We start from the raw sequence: 17,250 nt of genomic DNA on the forward strand, positions 1-17,250 counted from the left end.
AAACAACAATGGATAAAGTATGAAGAACTGGAGAATGCTGATTCTTGGTGTGGCGATTACCGCCAACACTGCGTTCGCAGCCCCACAAGTGGTTGATAAAGTTGCCGCTGTCGTGAATAACGGCGTGGTACTGGAAAGTGACGTTGATGACATGATGCGCACCGTGAAATCACAGGCGCAGCAGGCAAAACAGCAGCTCCCTGATGACAAAACATTGCGTCATCAAATCCTGGAACGCCAGGTCATGGATGCCATCATTCTGCAGATGGGTGAAAGAGCGGGCGTTCAGATTACCGATCAGCAACTGGATGAGGCTATTCAGAACATCGCCGCGCAGAACCGCATGAGTCTCGATCAGCTGCGCAGCCGTCTGGCGTACGATGGCATGGACTATAACGTGTACCGTGCGCAGATTCGCAAAGAGATGACGATCGCTGAAGTGCGTAATAACGAAGTGCGTCGCCGCGTCACTATTCTGCCGCAGGAAGTCGACACGCTGGCCGCTCAGGTTGGCGCACAGAACACGCAGGGTACCGAACTGAATATCAGCCAGATTCTGTTGCCGCTGCCAGAAAATCCAACGCAACAGCAGGTTGACGATCAGGAAACGCTGGCTCGCCAGCTGGTCGGTCAACTGAAAGCCGGCGCCGACTTTGGCAAACTGGCAGTGACCTACTCTGCCGATCCGCAGGCGCTGAAAGGCGGCAACATGGGTTGGGGCAAGATTGAAGAGCTGCCAACGCTGTTCTCGCAGGCGCTGAGCACGGCGAAGAAAGGCGATATTGTCGGTCCAATTCGTTCAGGCGTGGGCTTCCACATCCTGAAAGTGAACGACCTGCGTGGCGAAAGCAAAAACATCTCCGTGACCGAAGTCCACGCGCGCCACATTCTGCTGAAGCCGTCACCGATCCTGACTGATGCGCAGGCACAAGCCAAGATCGAACAGATCGCAGCTGATATTAAAAGTGGCAAAACCACCTTCGCTGCTGCGGCTAAACAGTTCTCTGACGATCCGGGCTCAGCAAACCAGGGCGGCGATCTCGGCTGGGCATCCCCGGAAATTTACGATCCGGCGTTCCGTGATGCATTGCTGAAACTGCAGAAAGGCCAGGTTAGCCAACCGGTTCACTCCTCATTTGGCTGGCACTTGATTCAGCTGCTGGATACGCGTCAGGTTGATAAGACCGACGCAGCGCAAAAAGAGCGCGCGTATCGCATGCTGTTCAACCGTAAATTTGCGGAAGAAGCGCAAACCTGGATGCAGGAACAACGCGCCGGTGCTTACGTGAAGATCCTGGATAACAATGGTCAGTAATTATCGTGTAGCGATCACCCCCGGCGAACCTGCCGGGATTGGTCCCGACCTCACCGTTCAACTGGCGCAGCAAAACTGGCCAGTTGAGTTGGTAGTCTGCGGCGACGGCGAGCTTCTGCGCCGTCGCGCTGCTTTACTGGGTTTACCGCTGACGCTACGCGATTATCAGCCTGGCGTCGCAGCACAACCGCAGCAGGCGGGCACCCTAACGCTGCTGCAAGTAGATATTGCTCAGCCGGTCACGGCTGGCGAACTCTGTGTCGCGAACAGTCACTATGTGCTGGCAACGCTGGCACGCGCCTGTGACGGCTGCCTCAACGGTGAGTTCGCCGCGTTGATTACCGGCCCCGTGCATAAAGGCGTTATCAATGATGCCGGCATTCCGTTTACCGGCCATACCGAGTTCTTTGCCGATCGCGCTGGTGGCGATTTGGTGGTGATGATGCTGGCAACGGAAGAGCTGCGCGTTGCGCTGGCCACCACCCATCTGCCGCTGAAAGATGTTTCCGCTGCGATTACCCGCGAAAGTCTGCATGAAGTGATCGCCATTTTGCATCGCGATCTGCAGCAAAAGTTTGGTTTGCCGAATCCCCATATCTTCGTCTGTGGCCTTAATCCGCATGCAGGCGAAAGCGGCCATATGGGCCGCGAAGAGATTGATACCATTATTCCGGCGCTCAACGAGTTGCGTCAGCAAGGCATCCAACTCACCGGACCACTGCCCGCGGATACGTTGTTCCAGCCGAAATATCTGCAACATGCCGACGCAGTGCTGGCGATGTATCACGACCAGGGCTTACCGGTGCTAAAATTTCAGGGGTTTGGTCGTGCGGTGAATATCACCCTTGGCCTGCCCTTTATCCGGACTTCTGTCGATCACGGCACCGCGCTTGAATTAGCCGGCCTTGGCCAGGCAGATCCGGGCAGCTTTATCACGGCGCTTAATCTCGCCATCACTATGATCAAGAGCAGTAATGAATAATCGCGTCCATCAGGGGCATTATGCCCGTAAACGTTTCGGGCAAAACTTCCTGAACGATCAGTACATTATCGACAGCATTGTCTCCGCCATTCACCCACAAAAAGGTGAAGCGGTGGTGGAAATTGGCCCCGGCCTTGGTGCGTTAACCGAGCCGGTAGGCGAGCGTCTGGATGAGCTGACCGTTGTCGAACTGGACCGCGACCTTGCCGCGCGTCTGCAAACGCATCCGTTCCTCGGTCCAAAGCTGACCATTTTCCAGCAGGATGCCATGACCTTTGATTTCTCCGCGCTGGCGCAGGAGAAAGGTCAGCCGCTACGCGTGTTCGGCAACCTGCCGTACAACATCTCGACGCCGCTGATGTTCCACCTTTTCAGCTATACTGGTTCGATTAAAGACATGCACTTTATGTTGCAGAAAGAAGTGGTGAATCGCTTAGTCGCCGGACCGGGCAGCAAAGCTTATGGGCGTTTAAGTGTGATGGCGCAGTATTACTGCCAGGTCATTCCTGTGCTTGAAGTGCCGCCAGAGTCATTCACGCCGGCACCGAAAGTGGATTCGGCCGTGGTGCGTTTAGTGCCTTATATGCAGCCGCAGTATCCGGTCAGCGATATTCGTCTGCTGAGCCGCATTACCACTGAAGCCTTTGGTAAACGCCGTAAAACGCTGCGCAACAGCCTCGCTCATATGTTTGCGGCTGGTGCGCTGGATCAATTGGACATCGATGCCTCGCTGCGTGCAGAAAACGTTTCTGTGGCGCAATATTGCCAACTGGCAAACTGGTTGAGCAATCATCAGGCAGAAACTCCGGAGAATTGAGTGCATGAGTGAATTGGCCCGCGTCTGTGTCCATGTACATAGTCAGTATGTGGAGTCGCAATCCTTGCCCGACGAGGATCGCTACGTGTTTGCCTACACCATCACCATCCGCAATTTAGGGCGCGGCAGCGTACAGCTGCGCAGCCGCTATTGGCTCATCACTAATGGCAACGGTCGCGAGACTGAAGTGCAAGGTGAAGGCGTGGTCGGCGAACAGCCGCACATTGCTGCCGGCGGCGAATATCAGTATACCAGCGGCGCAGTTCTGGAAACGCCGATGGGCACCATGCAGGGCCACTATGTGATGATCGATGACGCGGGAGAAGAGTTCCACGTCGAGATCCCGGTGTTCCGACTTGCGGTGCAAACCCACATTCATTAATCCTCCCCCGCCCGGCCAGTCCGGGCGGCGCGTTTTCATCGGACTGACAATGAGTACATACCTGATTGGCGATATTCATGGCTGTTATGACGAGCTTCGTGCGCTATTGGCGCAGGTAGATTTCGATCCGCAGCACGACACTCTATGGCTTACCGGCGATCTGGTGGCGCGCGGCCCCGGCTCGCTTGAGGTGCTGCGCTACGTGAAATCGCTGGGAGATTGCGTACGCTTAGTGCTGGGCAATCACGATCTGCATCTGCTCGCTGTGTATGCGGGAATTAGCCGTAATAAGCCGAAGGATCGCCTGACGCCGCTGCTGGAAGCCGATGATGCCGATGAACTGATCAACTGGTTACGCCGTCAGCCGCTGTTGCAGGTGGATGAAGAGAAGAAACTGTTGATGGCTCATGCCGGCATTACGCCGCAGTGGGATCTGGACACGGCGCAAATGTGCGCGCGCGAAGTAGAAGCAGTGCTTTCCAGCGACAGCTATCCGCTGTTTCTCGACGCCATGTACGGCGACATGCCTAATAACTGGACGCCGGAGCTTAGCGGGCTGGCACGCCTGCGGTTTAGCACCAATGCGCTGACGCGCATGCGCTTCTGCTTCCCAAATGGCCAGCTGGATATGATTTGTAAGGAATCCCCGGAATCTGCACCACCGCCGCTGAAGCCGTGGTTTATGGTGCCGAGCAAGATCGACAGTCACTACACGCAGATTTTTGGTCATTGGGCGTCACTGGAGGGGAAAGGCACGCCGGAGCACGTAATTGGTCTGGATACCGGTTGCTGCTGGGGCGGAACACTGACGCTGCTGCATTGGGAAAGCAAACACTATTACGTGCAAGCCTCCAATCGCGAGCAGGCGATGGCGGAAAGCGCGGTCAGCGCACACCCACCGTTAAGCGATACGCCATAAATAAAAAAGGTCGCCATGAATGGCGACCCTACGAATAACAAATGTAATCAACGGCGATCCAGAATCTCGAAGCAGTAGCTGTGTGAGTTCTGCTCATCGGCATCGTGGAATTCGCTGAAGGTTGATTGCCACTCATCCGGCTCGTAATCCGGGAACTGCGTATCCCCTTCCACTTCCGCGTCGATATGCGTCAGATACAGACGATCTGCGCGCGCCAGCATCTGCTCGTAAACGCGTCCACCGCCAATCACCATCATCTCGTCAACATCACCTGCGGCTTTCACTGCCTCTTCCAGCGACGTTACCCAGGTAACGCCTTCATGGTTGCCTGGCTGGCTGCTGACCACAATGTTCAGACGCCCTGGCAGCGGACGACCGATAGATTCAAAGGTCAGACGGCCCATAATCACCGGCTTATTCAAGGTATTACGCTTAAACCACGCCAAATCAGCAGGCAGGTTCCAGGGCATGGCGTTTTCCATACCGATAATGCGATCCGCAGCCAGCGCCGCGATCAGACTAATCATGTTAAAAGACCTACAGGAAAAAATTGGCGCCATCATACGTAAAGGCGAAACTTTCGTCGATAGGCCGACCCCGCTATTTGCGTAAAGCTCCGATGCCACCGCACTTTTGTTATTGGACAGAGTTTTGCACCGACTTTTCCAGCAATAGCGGGGAGAGGCGCCAGAAATTGCTGGTGAGACGGCACAACTCAGCGCATCACGGCAGATCGTGGGTAGCGCAGTGTAAAGAAAAGCGCACTCTGTGCGATAAAAGAAAACGGCTCCCGCGGGAGCCGTTAAGACAGGTTAGAAATCGTAGCGCAGACGCACGAGGTTTACGTTACCCAGTGATTTGTCGGTGCTAGATGTGATGACATATTCGTAATCAACACGGAAGCCATAGTCGAGCTGTGCGCTCACGCCAACCCCATTGTCGATACGTTTGTAATCACGTCCGTTGACGAACTCCAGACGGTCACCCATGAAGTAAGGCTGGATGGATTTCACCGCGTACTGACCAATCGGGAATTTGTAACCCGCGAAGTATTCAACGCCCCACGCGTCATCGGCGAAGTAGTTGTTGACGGTATTGCGTTTGGTAGGCGAGAAGTTCTCATACCAACCGGCGCCGGCTGACAGCGTCCAGTTATCCGGCGTCCAGCTCAGTGCGGTACCGTAGATATTCTGGTCGTAGCGCTTGCTGTCGCCGTTGCCTGGATTATGGATATCAGCACGGGTGTAGTTCCACGCGGTGCCCCATGCCAGATCTTTGGTGATGTGGTAGTTAACACCCAACGAGCCACCGCCTTTACGCTTGTAGCGCAGGCCATTTCCCGGCAGGAAATCATCATCTTCAAACAGATATGCCGCGTACACATCCGCATCACCGAAGGTGTTTTTGTACTTCAGCATTTTGCGTGAACGATAAGAACCGTCGTAGTCACCATTGATGCCGTTGCCCGGTGCCTGGGCTAGCATATCGTAGTCCCAGATATCGGTTTTCGCGCCTACTACATCGTAATAAACGCTGTTCTGCTGACCAAAGTAGAGTTCACCCAAAGAGGCGCTTTTGAAGCCGGTATAGAGCTGGCGACGCGTGGTATTGTTAGCACCATCAGCATGATGATTATCCCATCCCCACCATGCAGGGAAGTTAACACCCAGCTCGTAATAACCTACCCAACTCACGTCATCAAACAGGTAGTAATTAGCGGTAAAACGGAAACGTGAACCACCATCATAACCATTGCGTTTGTATGATTGGTCGTTAACCCCGTTCTGATGCTGGAACTGTGGACGAATACTGCCGCCCACTTTGAAGTCAAGACGGCTAAGCGGATCGCCTGCCTGTGGATCCTGCTTCAGCAGAGTGATTTCCGCCTGGCTAGCAAGTGGCGCCGCTGCGAGTAATGCAGCAATAGCGCTGAGAGTGAAAGCACGCATTTTCATTTTTTATTCCCAGTAAAGGTGAGCGCTCTATTGATGAGCGAGCGAAATAGTACGGTGCGCTTACTGGGTTGTTATTTATAATTTTGTGCGGATATTCCTGGATGTAACAGTTTCCGCATCAACTGGTAAATACTATGTCAAATTAATATGATTTTTACAGATAACGATATTTGCCTGGTCACTAAAGGCAAAAAAAACGGCCCCCACAGGAGCCGTTTTCATACCGCAATGTCTGCTTAGCCTTTAATTTGTGCGTGCATTTCCTGCACTGAGATAACTTGCTCAGTCGGATCGGCATTCAGCGCCATCGCCGTCGCAAAACCGCCGTTCAGCGTGGTGTCGTAATGCACTTTATATTGCAGCGCGCTGCGACGAATCAGCTTGGAGTCTTCAATTGCCTGACGTCCCGCTGTGGTGTTCACGATATAGGCATATTCGCCATTCTTCAGACGATCCTGAATGTGTGGACGACCTTCGTGCACCTTGTTCACCAGACGAGGATTAATACCCGCTTCGCCCAGCACCACTGCGGTGCCGTGTGTCGCATCCAGCTCGAAACCAAACTTCTGCAGCTTCGCCGCCAGGTCGACGATACGTTTCTTATCGCCTTCACGCACCGACAACAGTGCACGACCGGTTTTCTTCATGTTGCTCTGCGCGCCTAGCATCGCTTTCGCAAAGGCTTCCGCGAAGGTACGACCCACGCCCATCACTTCACCGGTAGAGCGCATTTCAGGGCCAAGAATCGGGTCAACGCCTGGGAACTTGTTGAACGGCAGCACCACTTCTTTCACCGAGTAATACGGTGGAATCACTTCTTTGGTGACGCCCTGCTCCGCCAGCGTTTTGCCTGCCATTACGCGCGCCGCCACTTTGGCTAGCGCCACGCCGGTGGCTTTCGACACGAACGGTACGGTACGTGCGGCACGCGGGTTAACCTCAATCAGGTAAACCTCGTTGTCCTTCACCGCAAACTGCACGTTCATCAAGCCGCGTACATTCAGCTCAAAGGCCAGTTTCTCGACCTGCTGACGCATGACGTTCTGGATTTCCGTGCTCAGCGTGTAGGCCGGCAGTGAACACGCAGAGTCACCGGAGTGCACGCCCGCCTGCTCGATGTGCTCCATAATGCCGCCAATCAGCACGCGCTCGCCGTCGCAAATCGCATCGACATCCACTTCAACCGCATCGTCGAGGAAGCGATCCAGCAGTACTGGCGCATCATTAGAGACGGAAACCGCAGTCTGGAAGTAGCGCTTCAGGTCGATTTCATCGTAAACGATTTCCATCGCGCGGCCGCCCAGCACATAAGAAGGACGCACCACCAGCGGATAGCCGATGCCGGCCGCTTTTTCTACCGCCTGCTCCAGCGTAGCCACGGTGGCGTTCGCGGGTTGCTTCAGGCTCAGGCGATCAACCGCCTGCTGGAAACGCTCACGGTCTTCTGCACGGTCAATCGCATCCGGGCTGGTACCAATCACCGGCACGCCAGCCGCTTCGAGCGCGCGCGCCAGTTTCAGCGGCGTCTGGCCACCGTACTGCACGATCACGCCTTTTGGCTGCTCAATGCGCACGATTTCCAGCACGTCTTCGAGGGTAACGGGTTCGAAGTACAGGCGGTCTGAGGTATCGTAATCGGTCGAGACGGTTTCCGGGTTACAGTTAACCATGATGGTTTCGTAACCGTCTTCACGCAGTGCCAGCGCGGCGTGCACGCAGCAGTAATCGAACTCGATGCCCTGACCGATACGGTTTGGACCGCCGCCCAGAATCATGATTTTTTCACGATCCTGGTTTGGATTGGCTTCGCACTCTTCCTCGTAGGTGGAGTACATATACGCAGTATCGGTGGCGAATTCAGCGGCGCAGGTATCAACGCGCTTGTAGACCGGATGCAGGTTAAACTGCTGACGCAACTTGCGGATTTCACCTTCTGAAACGCCCGCCAGCGCAGCCAGGCGCACATCGGCAAAGCCTTTACGCTTCAGAGCTCGCAGGAACTCAGCATTCAGCGAGTTCACGCCTTCGCGCTCAACTCGCTCTTCCAGACGCACCAGCTCTTCAATCTGTACCAGGAACCAGCGGTCGATGTTGGTGAGATTGAATACGCCATCCACTGACATGCCGGCGCGGAAGGCATCGGCGATGTACCAGATACGGTCAGAACCGGCGTCTTTCAGTTCACGGCGGATGCGCGTTAAGGCCTCGGGATCGTCCAGGCTGACTTTTGGGTCAAAACCGTTGGCGCCGACTTCGAGACCACGCAGCGCTTTCTGCATCGATTCCTGGAAAGTACGGCCAATCGCCATCACTTCACCCACCGATTTCATCTGCGTCGTCAGACGATCGTTGGCACCGGCAAACTTCTCGAAGTTGAAGCGAGGAATCTTGGTCACGACGTAGTCGATTGACGGTTCGAACGATGCCGGCGTTAAGCCGCCGGTGATGTCGTTCATCAGCTCATCGAGGGTAAAGCCTACCGCCAGCTTTGCGGCCACTTTTGCAATCGGGAAGCCGGTAGCTTTCGAGGCCAGCGCCGAAGAGCGCGACACGCGCGGGTTCATTTCGATGACGATCATACGGCCATCTTTCGGGTTCACCGAGAACTGCACGTTAGAACCGCCGGTTTCTACACCGATTTCACGCAGTACCGCCAGCGAGGCGTTACGCATGATTTGATACTCTTTGTCGGTCAGGGTTTGCGCTGGTGCCACGGTGATGGAGTCGCCGGTGTGAATGCCCATCGCATCGAAGTTTTCGATTGAGCAGACGATGATGCAGTTGTCGTTTTTATCACGCACCACTTCCATCTCGTACTCTTTCCAGCCAATCAGCGACTCGTCAATCAGCAGCTCATTGGTTGGCGACAGATCCAGACCGCGTTCGCAAATCTCTTCGAACTCTTCGCGGTTATAGGCGATACCGCCGCCGGTGCCGCCCATGGTAAAGGAAGGACGGATGATACACGGGAAGCCAACGTCTTCGGCCACCGCCAGCGCTTCTTCCATATTGTGCGCAATACCGGAACGCGCCGTGCCGAGACCAATGCTTTTCATCGCCACGTCAAAACGGCGGCGATCTTCGGCTTTGTCAATCGCATCGGCGGTGGCACCAATCATGGTGACGCCGAACTCCGCCAGCACGCCCTGACGCTCCAGCTCCAGCGCACAGTTCAGCGCTGTCTGGCCGCCCATGGTTGGCAACACTGCATCCGGGCGCTCTTTTTCGATAATTTTGCGTACCACTTCCCAGTGAATCGGCTCGATGTAGGTGGCATCGGCCATTTCCGGGTCGGTCATGATAGTGGCCGGGTTCGAGTTCACCAGAATGACGCGGTAACCCTCTTCGCGCAGCGCTTTACACGCCTGCGCACCGGAGTAGTCAAATTCGCATGCCTGGCCGATGACGATCGGGCCAGCGCCAAGGATCAGGATGGATTTTATGTCTGTACGTTTTGGCATCAATGGCTCCTGATTACTTCGCGTTAGAACGGTAAGCTTCGATCAGTTCGATAAAGTGATCGAACAGCGGCGCCGCGTCGTGCGGGCCTGGGCTCGCTTCCGGGTGTCCCTGGAAGCTGAAGGCCGGTTTGTCGGTGCGGTGAATACCCTGCACGGTTTGGTCGAACAGCGACACATGCGTCACGCGCAGATTCGCTGGCAACTGGCTGTCATCAACCGCAAAACCGTGGTTCTGCGCGGTAATCATCACGGTATTGTTATCGAGATCTTTCACCGGATGGTTCCCGCCGTGGTGGCCGAGTTTCATCTTGACGGTTTTGGCACCGCTCGCCAGCGCTAACAGCTGATGGCCGAGGCAGATACCAAATACGGGAATATCCGTTTTCAGGAACGCCTGAATGGCCTTAATGGCGTAGTCGCACGGCTCAGGATCGCCAGGACCGTTCGACAGGAAAATACCGTCTGGATTAAGTGCCAGCACGTCTTCCGCCGAAGTTTGTGCCGGTACCACCGTCAGGCGGCAGCCGCGATCCACCAGCATGCGCAGGATGTTGCGCTTAGCGCCGTAATCGTACGCCACCACATGGAATGGCAGCGCTTCGGCGCTTTTTTGCTCCGGCAGGTCGCCTTCCAGCGTCCAGCTGCCCTGCTGCCACGCGTAAGTTTCTGCGGTGGTGACTTCTTTCGCCAGATCCATCCCTTTCAGGCCCGGGAACGCCTGCGCTTTCTGCAGCGCCAGTGCGGCATCCGGATTATCGCCCGCAATAATGCAGCCGCTCTGTGCACCTTTCTCACGCAGCAAACGGGTCAGTTTGCGCGTATCGATATCGGCGATGCCGACGATGTTATTGCGCTGCAGATAAGCTGACAGGCTTTCTTCACTGCGGAAGTTGCTGGTAATCAGCGGCAGATCGCGAATAACGAGGCCTTGTGCATGAATTTGGCTGGATTCTTCATCAGCGGCGTTAACGCCAACATTGCCGATATGGGGATAAGTGAGGGTAACGATTTGGCGGGAATAGGAAGGATCAGTGAGGATTTCTTGATAACCGGTCATTGAAGTGTTGAAAACAACTTCTCCCACTGCCGACCCCGTAGCCCCGATGGCCCGACCGTGGAATTGGGTTCCGTCTTCCAGAACCAAGAGCGCTGACTTAATCAAAACATCCTCCAGGGAATAAACAGTCACAATATTTGCATATTAATTCAAAAGCAGTGCCAGAATCAATGCAAAACCCGCCTGAGTACTCGAATTTTGGCAAATTGCGCGCATTCTAATGATCGGCCTGCGCCTTGTCTACACCATGAGGTTATTTTTTTGTATATTTCGGGCACCTGAATGTTAAAAATGGCGAAAGACGATAAAAGAGTGAGATAACTCGGAAAAATAATCGGTTGCCTGACGGCAATAATTACAAAGTGGTGCTAACGCGCATAAATTTTTGACCAAATGGTCAAAAATGACCTTTTGAAGCCTGATAATTAGACTAAAACAATTTAAAACAACAATCTCATAGAGATAATGACTCAAGATGAGCTTTTTCACATAAAATAAAGGGCAATGATCACATTGCCCTCGTCAATCAAGGTCTTACCGATTGAAATAACCACATCACGATGGTTCACAACACTCACAACATCGATAAATCCAGCACATCACGCATATCATAAAGGCCAGATTTCTTACTCTTAAGCCAGCTTGCCGCCTTAACTGCGCCATTTGCGAAGGTCATACGGCTGGAAGCCTTGTGGGTAATCTCTACGCGCTCGCCAATATCTGCAAACATCGCAGTATGCTCACCGACGATATCGCCCGCGCGCACCGTAGCAAAACCGATGGTTTGCGCTTTACGCTCGCCGGTATGGCCTACACGGGCATAGACCGCGTGCTCATCCAGATTCCAGTTCATAGCATCGGCAATCGCTTCGCCCATCGCCAGCGCGGTTCCTGAGGGTGCATCAACTTTATGACGATGGTGCGCTTCGACGATTTCAATATCCGCGTAGTCGCCCATCACTTTTGCCGCTTGCTGCAGCAGGTTCAGCACCAGGTTAACGCCGACGCTGAAGTTGGCGGCAAACACAATGCCAATCTCTTCTGCCGCCGCGCTAATCGCGGCTTTACCGGCTTCATCAAAACCGGTGGTACCGATCACCATCGCCTTTTTATGCTTGCGGCAAAACGTCAGATACTCCAGCGTGCCTTCCGGACGGGTGAAATCGATCAGCACATCGAAGTCGTTGACCACTTGTCGCAGATCGTCGGTGACAATCACGCCGGTTTTACCAATGCCCGCCAGTTCACCGGCATCTACACCCAGCAGCGATGAACCGCTACGTGCCAATGCCGCACCGAGTGCGACACCTTCCGCCTGCTGAACGGCCTGAATCAAATTGCGTCCCATGCGACCCGGCGCACCAACGATAGCAATGCGGATTTCACTCATAATTATTCATTCCTGATACAAATCTATGCATATAAAGCGTAAACAGGTTAACGGTCCGATAACCGTCACGCCACAATAATAAAGGGATAATAAGAATTTTATGCTAGCCGCGGAACATTATCAGTAAAAGCAATCCCGCATGCTGGAAGTGGGATTTTCCGTGGCGACAGACAAAGAAAAGGCCGAACAATGTCGGCCTGATTTCTACTGCGGCGTGAACCGCTTACTGCACGTTGCGCACGTCGACGCGCAGTTCTTTCGGTACTTCAAACACGATGTTCTCTTCGCGACCAATCAGCTCAATGGCGGCTTCACCACCAAGCTCGCGCAAACGTTGAATCACCTGCTGCACCAGAATGTCCGGCGCTGATGCCCCCGCGGTAACGCCGATGACCTGCTTATCTTTAACCCACTCTTCCTGGATGTCATCCGCTGAGTCGATCAACTTCGCCAGCTTGCCGGCACGCTGCGCCAGTTCCGCCAGCCGGTTGGAGTTAGAGGAGTTTTTCGAACCCACCACCAACACCACTTCGGCATCACGCGCCAGCACGCGCACCGCTTCCTGACGATTGGTAGTGGCGTAGCAGATGTCATCTTTACGTGGGCCGATAATCGCCGGGAAGCGCTGACGCAAGGCATCAATCACGTCCGAGGTATCATCAACGGAAAGCGTGGTCTGCGTCATAAAGCACAGGTTGCTTTCATCTTTCACATTCAGCTTAAAGACGTCTTCCGGAGATTCCACCAAATACATGCCGCCGTTCGGATTGCTGTATTGGCCCATGGTCCCTTCCACTTCAGGATGACCCGCATGACCAATAAGAATGGCTTCAACACCTTTACGGCTGGCGCGCGCCACTTCCATATGCACTTTAGTCACCAGCGGACAGGTGGCATCAAACAGCATGGTAAGGTTACGTGCTTTGGCTTCAGCGCGAACGGCTTGTGATACACCGTGCGCGGAGAAGATCAGAATCGCGTTGTCCGGCACTTCAGCGATCTCTTCAATGAAGATTGCACCGCGCTCGCGCAGGCTGCTCACCACGTAGCGGTTATGTACTACTTCGTGACGCACGTAGATGGGCGCGCCGTACATCTCCAGCGCGCGCTCAACGATGCTGATGGCGCGATCAACGCCTGCGCAGAAACCGCGTGGGTTAGCTAACAGGATTTGCATCGTTGGCCTCCAGCACCGGATCAATCTCCAGCACTTCAATGTCGAACTGAATGCGTTGACCCGCCAGCGGATGGTTAAAATCCACGGTGATCGAGTCGCCAGAAACTTCACGGATCACACCCGGCATTTCGCTGCCGCCTCGACCGCTAAACAGCATGATGGCGCCCACTTCCGGTTCGCCCGCATCGTTGAAGTCACGACGCGAGAAGTACTGAACCAGGTCAGGACTGGTGCCGCCAAACGCATCTTCCGGTTCCAGTGTAAAGGCGTGCTTGTCACCCACTTTACGCCCGATGAGATGCTGTTCCAGCGCGGCCGATAAGCTGCCATCACCCAGACGGAACAGCGCAGGTTTGCCGTTGGCGCGCGTGGATTCAGCTGTCGAGCCATCTTCCAGCTTCAGTGTAAAATGCACCAGCAACGCGCTATCGCGCTGAACTAAGTCTGTCATCTTTTATTCCTTAGCCGGTTTGCCGTTCGGGCTGAGAAAACCTTCTAACACCACCAGCGCCGCCCCGATGCAGATGGCGCAATCGGCGATATTAAAGGTTGCGAAGTGCCAGTCACCGACATAGAAGTCGATAAAATCGACCACAAAGCCGTGATATGAACGGTCAAACAGGTTGCCTAACGCCCCGCCGATAATCAGCGCGTAGGCGATATTGGTTAACTTGTTAGCGGCGCGGTTGCGATACATCATCACCAACAGCGCCACCACGATAGCAATGGCGATACCGGCAAAGAACCAGCGCTGCCAGCCGCCTTTATCCGCCAGGAAGCTGAACGCCGCGCCGTAGTTGTGCGCGTAGAACAGATTCAGGAACGGCATTAGTGGCTGCGTTTCATGCAGCATCATGTTGTTGATGACCCACATCTTGCTACCAAAATCGATGGCAATCACCACCAGCACCAGCCACAGCCAGCGCAAACCGGTTGAACAAAGCGCTTTACTCATCAGGCAAATTTCCGCTGTTCGCCATTACCGGCAACGTTGGTATAGCAACGACCGCATACTGCAGCGTGCTCGGGATTCTGGCCTACATCGGTAGTGTAATGCCAGCAGCGCGGACATTTCTCGCCTTCAGCTTTGTGCAGCGCGATTTTCAGACCTTTTAACAACTCGCTCTGCTGCGCTTCATCGCTGGCTGTGGCGTAATCCGCTACGGTTGCGCCTGAGGTTAGCAGCACAAAGCGCAGCTCATCGCCCAGCGCCTGCAGCTTGGCTGCCAGCTCGGCATCCGCGTAAAGCGTGACCGTGGCTTCCAGCGCACCACCGATGCGTTTATCGCTACGTGCCTGTTCAATAACCTTGTTCACTTCGCCACGCACTTTCAGCAGATCATCCCAGTAGGCGTCGTTCAGCGCTTCGTTATCCGCTAAACCAAACAGGCCTTGATACCACTCTTCGGTGAACACGTATTTCACGCGTTCGCCCGGCAGATAACCCCAGATTTCATCGGCGGTGAAGGACATGATGGGTGCCATCCAGCGCACCAGCGCTTCCACAATGTGCCACAGCGCGGTTTGGCAGCTGCGACGCGCCAGGCTATCGCCTTTCGCGGTGTACTGACGATCTTTGATCACATCGAGATAGAACGAGCCCATTTCGATGGAGCAGAAGTGCATCAGGCGCTGCACCACTTCATGGAAATCATAGTTCTCGTAGGACTGCACGATATCCTGCTGCGCTGCCAGCGCACGGCCGACCGCCCAGCGATCTACCACGACCATTTCTTCCGGCTTCACGCAGTCGGTCGCCGGGTTGAAGCCAGCGAGGTTAGCCAGCAGGAAACGCGCGGTGTTACGGATACGACGATAGCTATCTGCGGCACGCTTGAGGATTTCGTCGGATACCGCCATCTCACCAGAGTAATCGGTTGAGGCAACCCACAGACGCAGAATGTCCGCGCCCAGCTTATCCATGACGTCCTGCGGTGCCACGGTGTTGCCGATGGATTTCGACATCTTGCGGCCCTGACCGTCAACGGTAAAGCCGTGCGTCAGTACCTGACGATAAGGCGCTTTACCTTTCATTGCCGTGGAGATCATCAGGGAAGACATGAACCAGCCGCGATGCTGATCCGACCCTTCCAGATACATATCTGGCGTGTGGCCACCAAACTCTGGACGCGCATCCACCACCGAGTAGCTGGTCGATCCGGAGTCAAACCAGACGTCTAAGGTATCTGGCACTTTCATGTAGTGATCAGCGTCGTCGCCCATGAGATCGCGCGGATCGAGATCCCACCATGCCTGGATGCCGTCCTGCTCAACCCGTTTGGCGACTTTTTCCATCAGCTCCAGGGTATCTGGGTGCAGCTGCTCGCTCTCTTTATGCACGAACAGCGCCATCGGCACGCCCCACGTACGTTGACGTGAGATACACCAGTCTGGACGGTTGGCCACCATCGCTTCGATACGCGCCTGGCCCCAATCCGGAATCCACTGCACGCCTTTAATCTCTTTCAGCGACTGCGCACGCAGGCCTTTCTGATCCATGCTGATGAACCATTGCGGCGTAGCGCGGAAGATGATCGGCGTTTTGTGACGCCAGCAGTGCGGATAGCTGTGCAGCAGTTTCTCAACGTGCAGCAGCGCACCCTTCTCTTTCAGCAGCTCAACGATCATGTCGTTGGCTTTAAAGACGTTCACGCCATCCAGCGTAGGATACGTGCCTGGCAGATAAGCGCCGTCCGGACCAACCGGATTGGCGGTTTCCAGGCCATATTTCTGACCGATCACATAGTCATCCGGGCCGTGACCAGGTGCAGTGTGTACCGCACCGGTACCGGCTTCCAGGGTTACGTGTTCACCCAGAACTACTTTGGATTGGATCTGCTCAAGGAACGGATGCTGGAACAGTTGTAGCTCAAGTGCCGCGCCGTTGCATTCGCCCAGCACTGTCCAGTCGCTGATGCCGGCGCGCTTCATCACGCTTTCGACCATCTCTTTAGCGAGGATCAGACTGCGGCCTTCAATCTGCAGCAGCTGGTATTCAAATTCCGGATGCAGCGAGATACCGCGGTTGGCGGGCATGGTCCACGGCGTGGTGGTCCAGATAACCAGCGAAACCGGGCCTTCTGAGCGGGTTACACCAAACTTCGCGCGTACCGCGTCAGCATCAACGGCATTGAACATCACGTCGATGGACGGTGAGGTTTTGTCGTAGTACTCGACTTCCGCTTCAGCCAGCGCAGAACGGCAATCCATGCACCAGTGCACCGGCTTGGCGCCTTTGTGCAGATGCCCGTTGCCGATGATTTTACCCAGTGCGCGGATGATGTTGGCTTCAGTCTGGAAATTCATCGTCAGGTAAGGACGATCCCAGTCGCCTAATACGCCGAGACGGATGAAGTCATTTTTCTGACCTTCTACCTGCTCAGCCGCATATTGACGGCAAGCTGCACGGAATTCAGCCGCGCTCACTTTCTCGCCCGGCTTACCGATCATCTGCTCAACTTTGTGTTCAATCGGCAAGCCGTGGCAGTCCCAACCAGGAACGTACGGCGAGTCATAGCCCGCCATGCCTTTCGACTTAACGATAATGTCTTTCAGAATCTTGTTAACTGAGTGACCAATATGAATGCTGCCGTTCGCATAAGGAGGGCCATCATGCAAAATAAAGGTTTTTTTCCCTTTTTTGGCTTCGCGGATGATGCCGTACAGGTTGTCATCATACCAACGTTGCAGCATTCCCGGTTCACGCTTGGCCAGATCGCCACGCATCGGGAACCCCGTTTCCGGCAAATTCAGGGTAGATTTATAGTCACTCATCAGATTCTCGATTCCGTATTT

Annotated in this window: 14 protein-coding genes; 5 read left to right on the top strand and 9 right to left on the bottom strand. The window is 54.7% G+C overall.

What is annotated here, in order from left to right; all coding sequences use genetic code 11:
* Window positions 1-19: 19 nt before the first annotated feature.
* From surA to apaH, 5 genes are read left to right on the top strand one after another with little or no spacing between them, the layout of a single operon-like run.
* Window positions 20-1,315 (top strand): peptidylprolyl isomerase SurA, encoded by a 1,296-nt coding sequence (surA, locus tag ACIP6T_RS15230; protein WP_400458002.1) that lies wholly within the window; start codon window positions 20-22, stop codon window positions 1,313-1,315.
* The gene (pdxA, locus tag ACIP6T_RS15235; protein ID WP_097094963.1) at window positions 1,305-2,297 is read left to right on the top strand and encodes a 4-hydroxythreonine-4-phosphate dehydrogenase PdxA; all 993 of its coding nucleotides are present in this window, start codon (window positions 1,305-1,307) and stop codon (window positions 2,295-2,297) included. Before surA ends, pdxA begins: the two co-directional genes overlap by 11 nt.
* Window positions 2,290-3,114: a 16S rRNA (adenine(1518)-N(6)/adenine(1519)-N(6))-dimethyltransferase RsmA gene (gene rsmA / locus ACIP6T_RS15240; RefSeq protein ID WP_097094964.1), complete on the top strand. Its 825-nt coding sequence runs from the start codon at window positions 2,290-2,292 to the stop codon at window positions 3,112-3,114. The genes pdxA and rsmA overlap by 8 nt, the downstream gene beginning before the upstream one ends.
* A gap of 4 nt (window positions 3,115-3,118) precedes the next feature.
* Window positions 3,119-3,496: a Co2+/Mg2+ efflux protein ApaG gene (gene apaG / locus ACIP6T_RS15245; protein ID WP_400458004.1), complete on the top strand. Its 378-nt coding sequence runs from the start codon at window positions 3,119-3,121 to the stop codon at window positions 3,494-3,496.
* Between the two features lie 49 nt (window positions 3,497-3,545).
* The gene (gene apaH, locus ACIP6T_RS15250) at window positions 3,546-4,415 is read left to right on the top strand and encodes a bis(5'-nucleosyl)-tetraphosphatase (symmetrical) ApaH (RefSeq protein ID WP_097094966.1); all 870 of its coding nucleotides are present in this window, start codon (window positions 3,546-3,548) and stop codon (window positions 4,413-4,415) included.
* Window positions 4,416-4,462: 47 nt separating this feature from the next.
* Here apaH and folA read toward each other — a convergent pair whose 3' ends face one another.
* The 9 genes from folA to ileS all read right to left on the bottom strand — a co-directional run bounded on the left by folA (window position 4,463) and on the right by ileS (window position 17,229).
* Window positions 4,463-4,942, bottom strand: a complete 480-nt coding sequence (gene folA / locus ACIP6T_RS15255) for a type 3 dihydrofolate reductase (protein ID WP_097094967.1) — start codon at window positions 4,940-4,942, stop codon at window positions 4,463-4,465.
* A gap of 285 nt (window positions 4,943-5,227) precedes the next feature.
* Window positions 5,228-6,370 (bottom strand): porin, encoded by a 1,143-nt coding sequence (locus tag ACIP6T_RS15260; RefSeq protein ID WP_097094968.1) that lies wholly within the window; start codon window positions 6,368-6,370, stop codon window positions 5,228-5,230.
* 236 nt (window positions 6,371-6,606) lie between these two features.
* Window positions 6,607-9,831, bottom strand: a complete 3,225-nt coding sequence (gene carB / locus ACIP6T_RS15265) for a carbamoyl-phosphate synthase large subunit (RefSeq protein WP_400458005.1) — start codon at window positions 9,829-9,831, stop codon at window positions 6,607-6,609.
* Window positions 9,832-9,844: 13 nt separating this feature from the next.
* Complete coding sequence (gene carA / locus ACIP6T_RS15270) at window positions 9,845-10,993, bottom strand: glutamine-hydrolyzing carbamoyl-phosphate synthase small subunit (RefSeq protein WP_097094970.1); 1,149 nt, start codon at window positions 10,991-10,993, stop codon at window positions 9,845-9,847.
* A gap of 469 nt (window positions 10,994-11,462) precedes the next feature.
* Entirely contained in the window at window positions 11,463-12,278 is an 816-nt protein-coding gene (gene dapB, locus ACIP6T_RS15275) for a 4-hydroxy-tetrahydrodipicolinate reductase (RefSeq protein ID WP_400458006.1), read from the bottom strand.
* 223 nt (window positions 12,279-12,501) lie between these two features.
* Window positions 12,502-13,455: a 4-hydroxy-3-methylbut-2-enyl diphosphate reductase gene (gene ispH, locus ACIP6T_RS15280; RefSeq protein ID WP_064737614.1), complete on the bottom strand. Its 954-nt coding sequence runs from the start codon at window positions 13,453-13,455 to the stop codon at window positions 12,502-12,504.
* The gene (gene fkpB, locus ACIP6T_RS15285; RefSeq protein WP_097094972.1) at window positions 13,436-13,906 is read right to left on the bottom strand and encodes an FKBP-type peptidyl-prolyl cis-trans isomerase; all 471 of its coding nucleotides are present in this window, start codon (window positions 13,904-13,906) and stop codon (window positions 13,436-13,438) included. The genes ispH and fkpB overlap by 20 nt, the downstream gene beginning before the upstream one ends.
* A gap of 3 nt (window positions 13,907-13,909) precedes the next feature.
* Complete coding sequence (gene lspA / locus ACIP6T_RS15290; RefSeq protein WP_097094973.1) at window positions 13,910-14,410, bottom strand: signal peptidase II; 501 nt, start codon at window positions 14,408-14,410, stop codon at window positions 13,910-13,912.
* On the bottom strand, window positions 14,410-17,229 hold the full coding sequence (gene ileS / locus ACIP6T_RS15295) for an isoleucine--tRNA ligase (protein WP_400458007.1): 2,820 nt from the start codon (window positions 17,227-17,229) through the stop codon (window positions 14,410-14,412). The genes lspA and ileS overlap by 1 nt, the downstream gene beginning before the upstream one ends.
* Between the last annotated feature and the right edge of the window lie 21 nt (window positions 17,230-17,250).

It is taken from the genome of Pantoea sp. NPDC088449 (genome assembly GCF_044753225.1).
In the GTDB taxonomy this organism is placed as follows: Bacteria; Pseudomonadota; Gammaproteobacteria; order Enterobacterales; family Enterobacteriaceae; genus Pantoea; species Pantoea floridensis.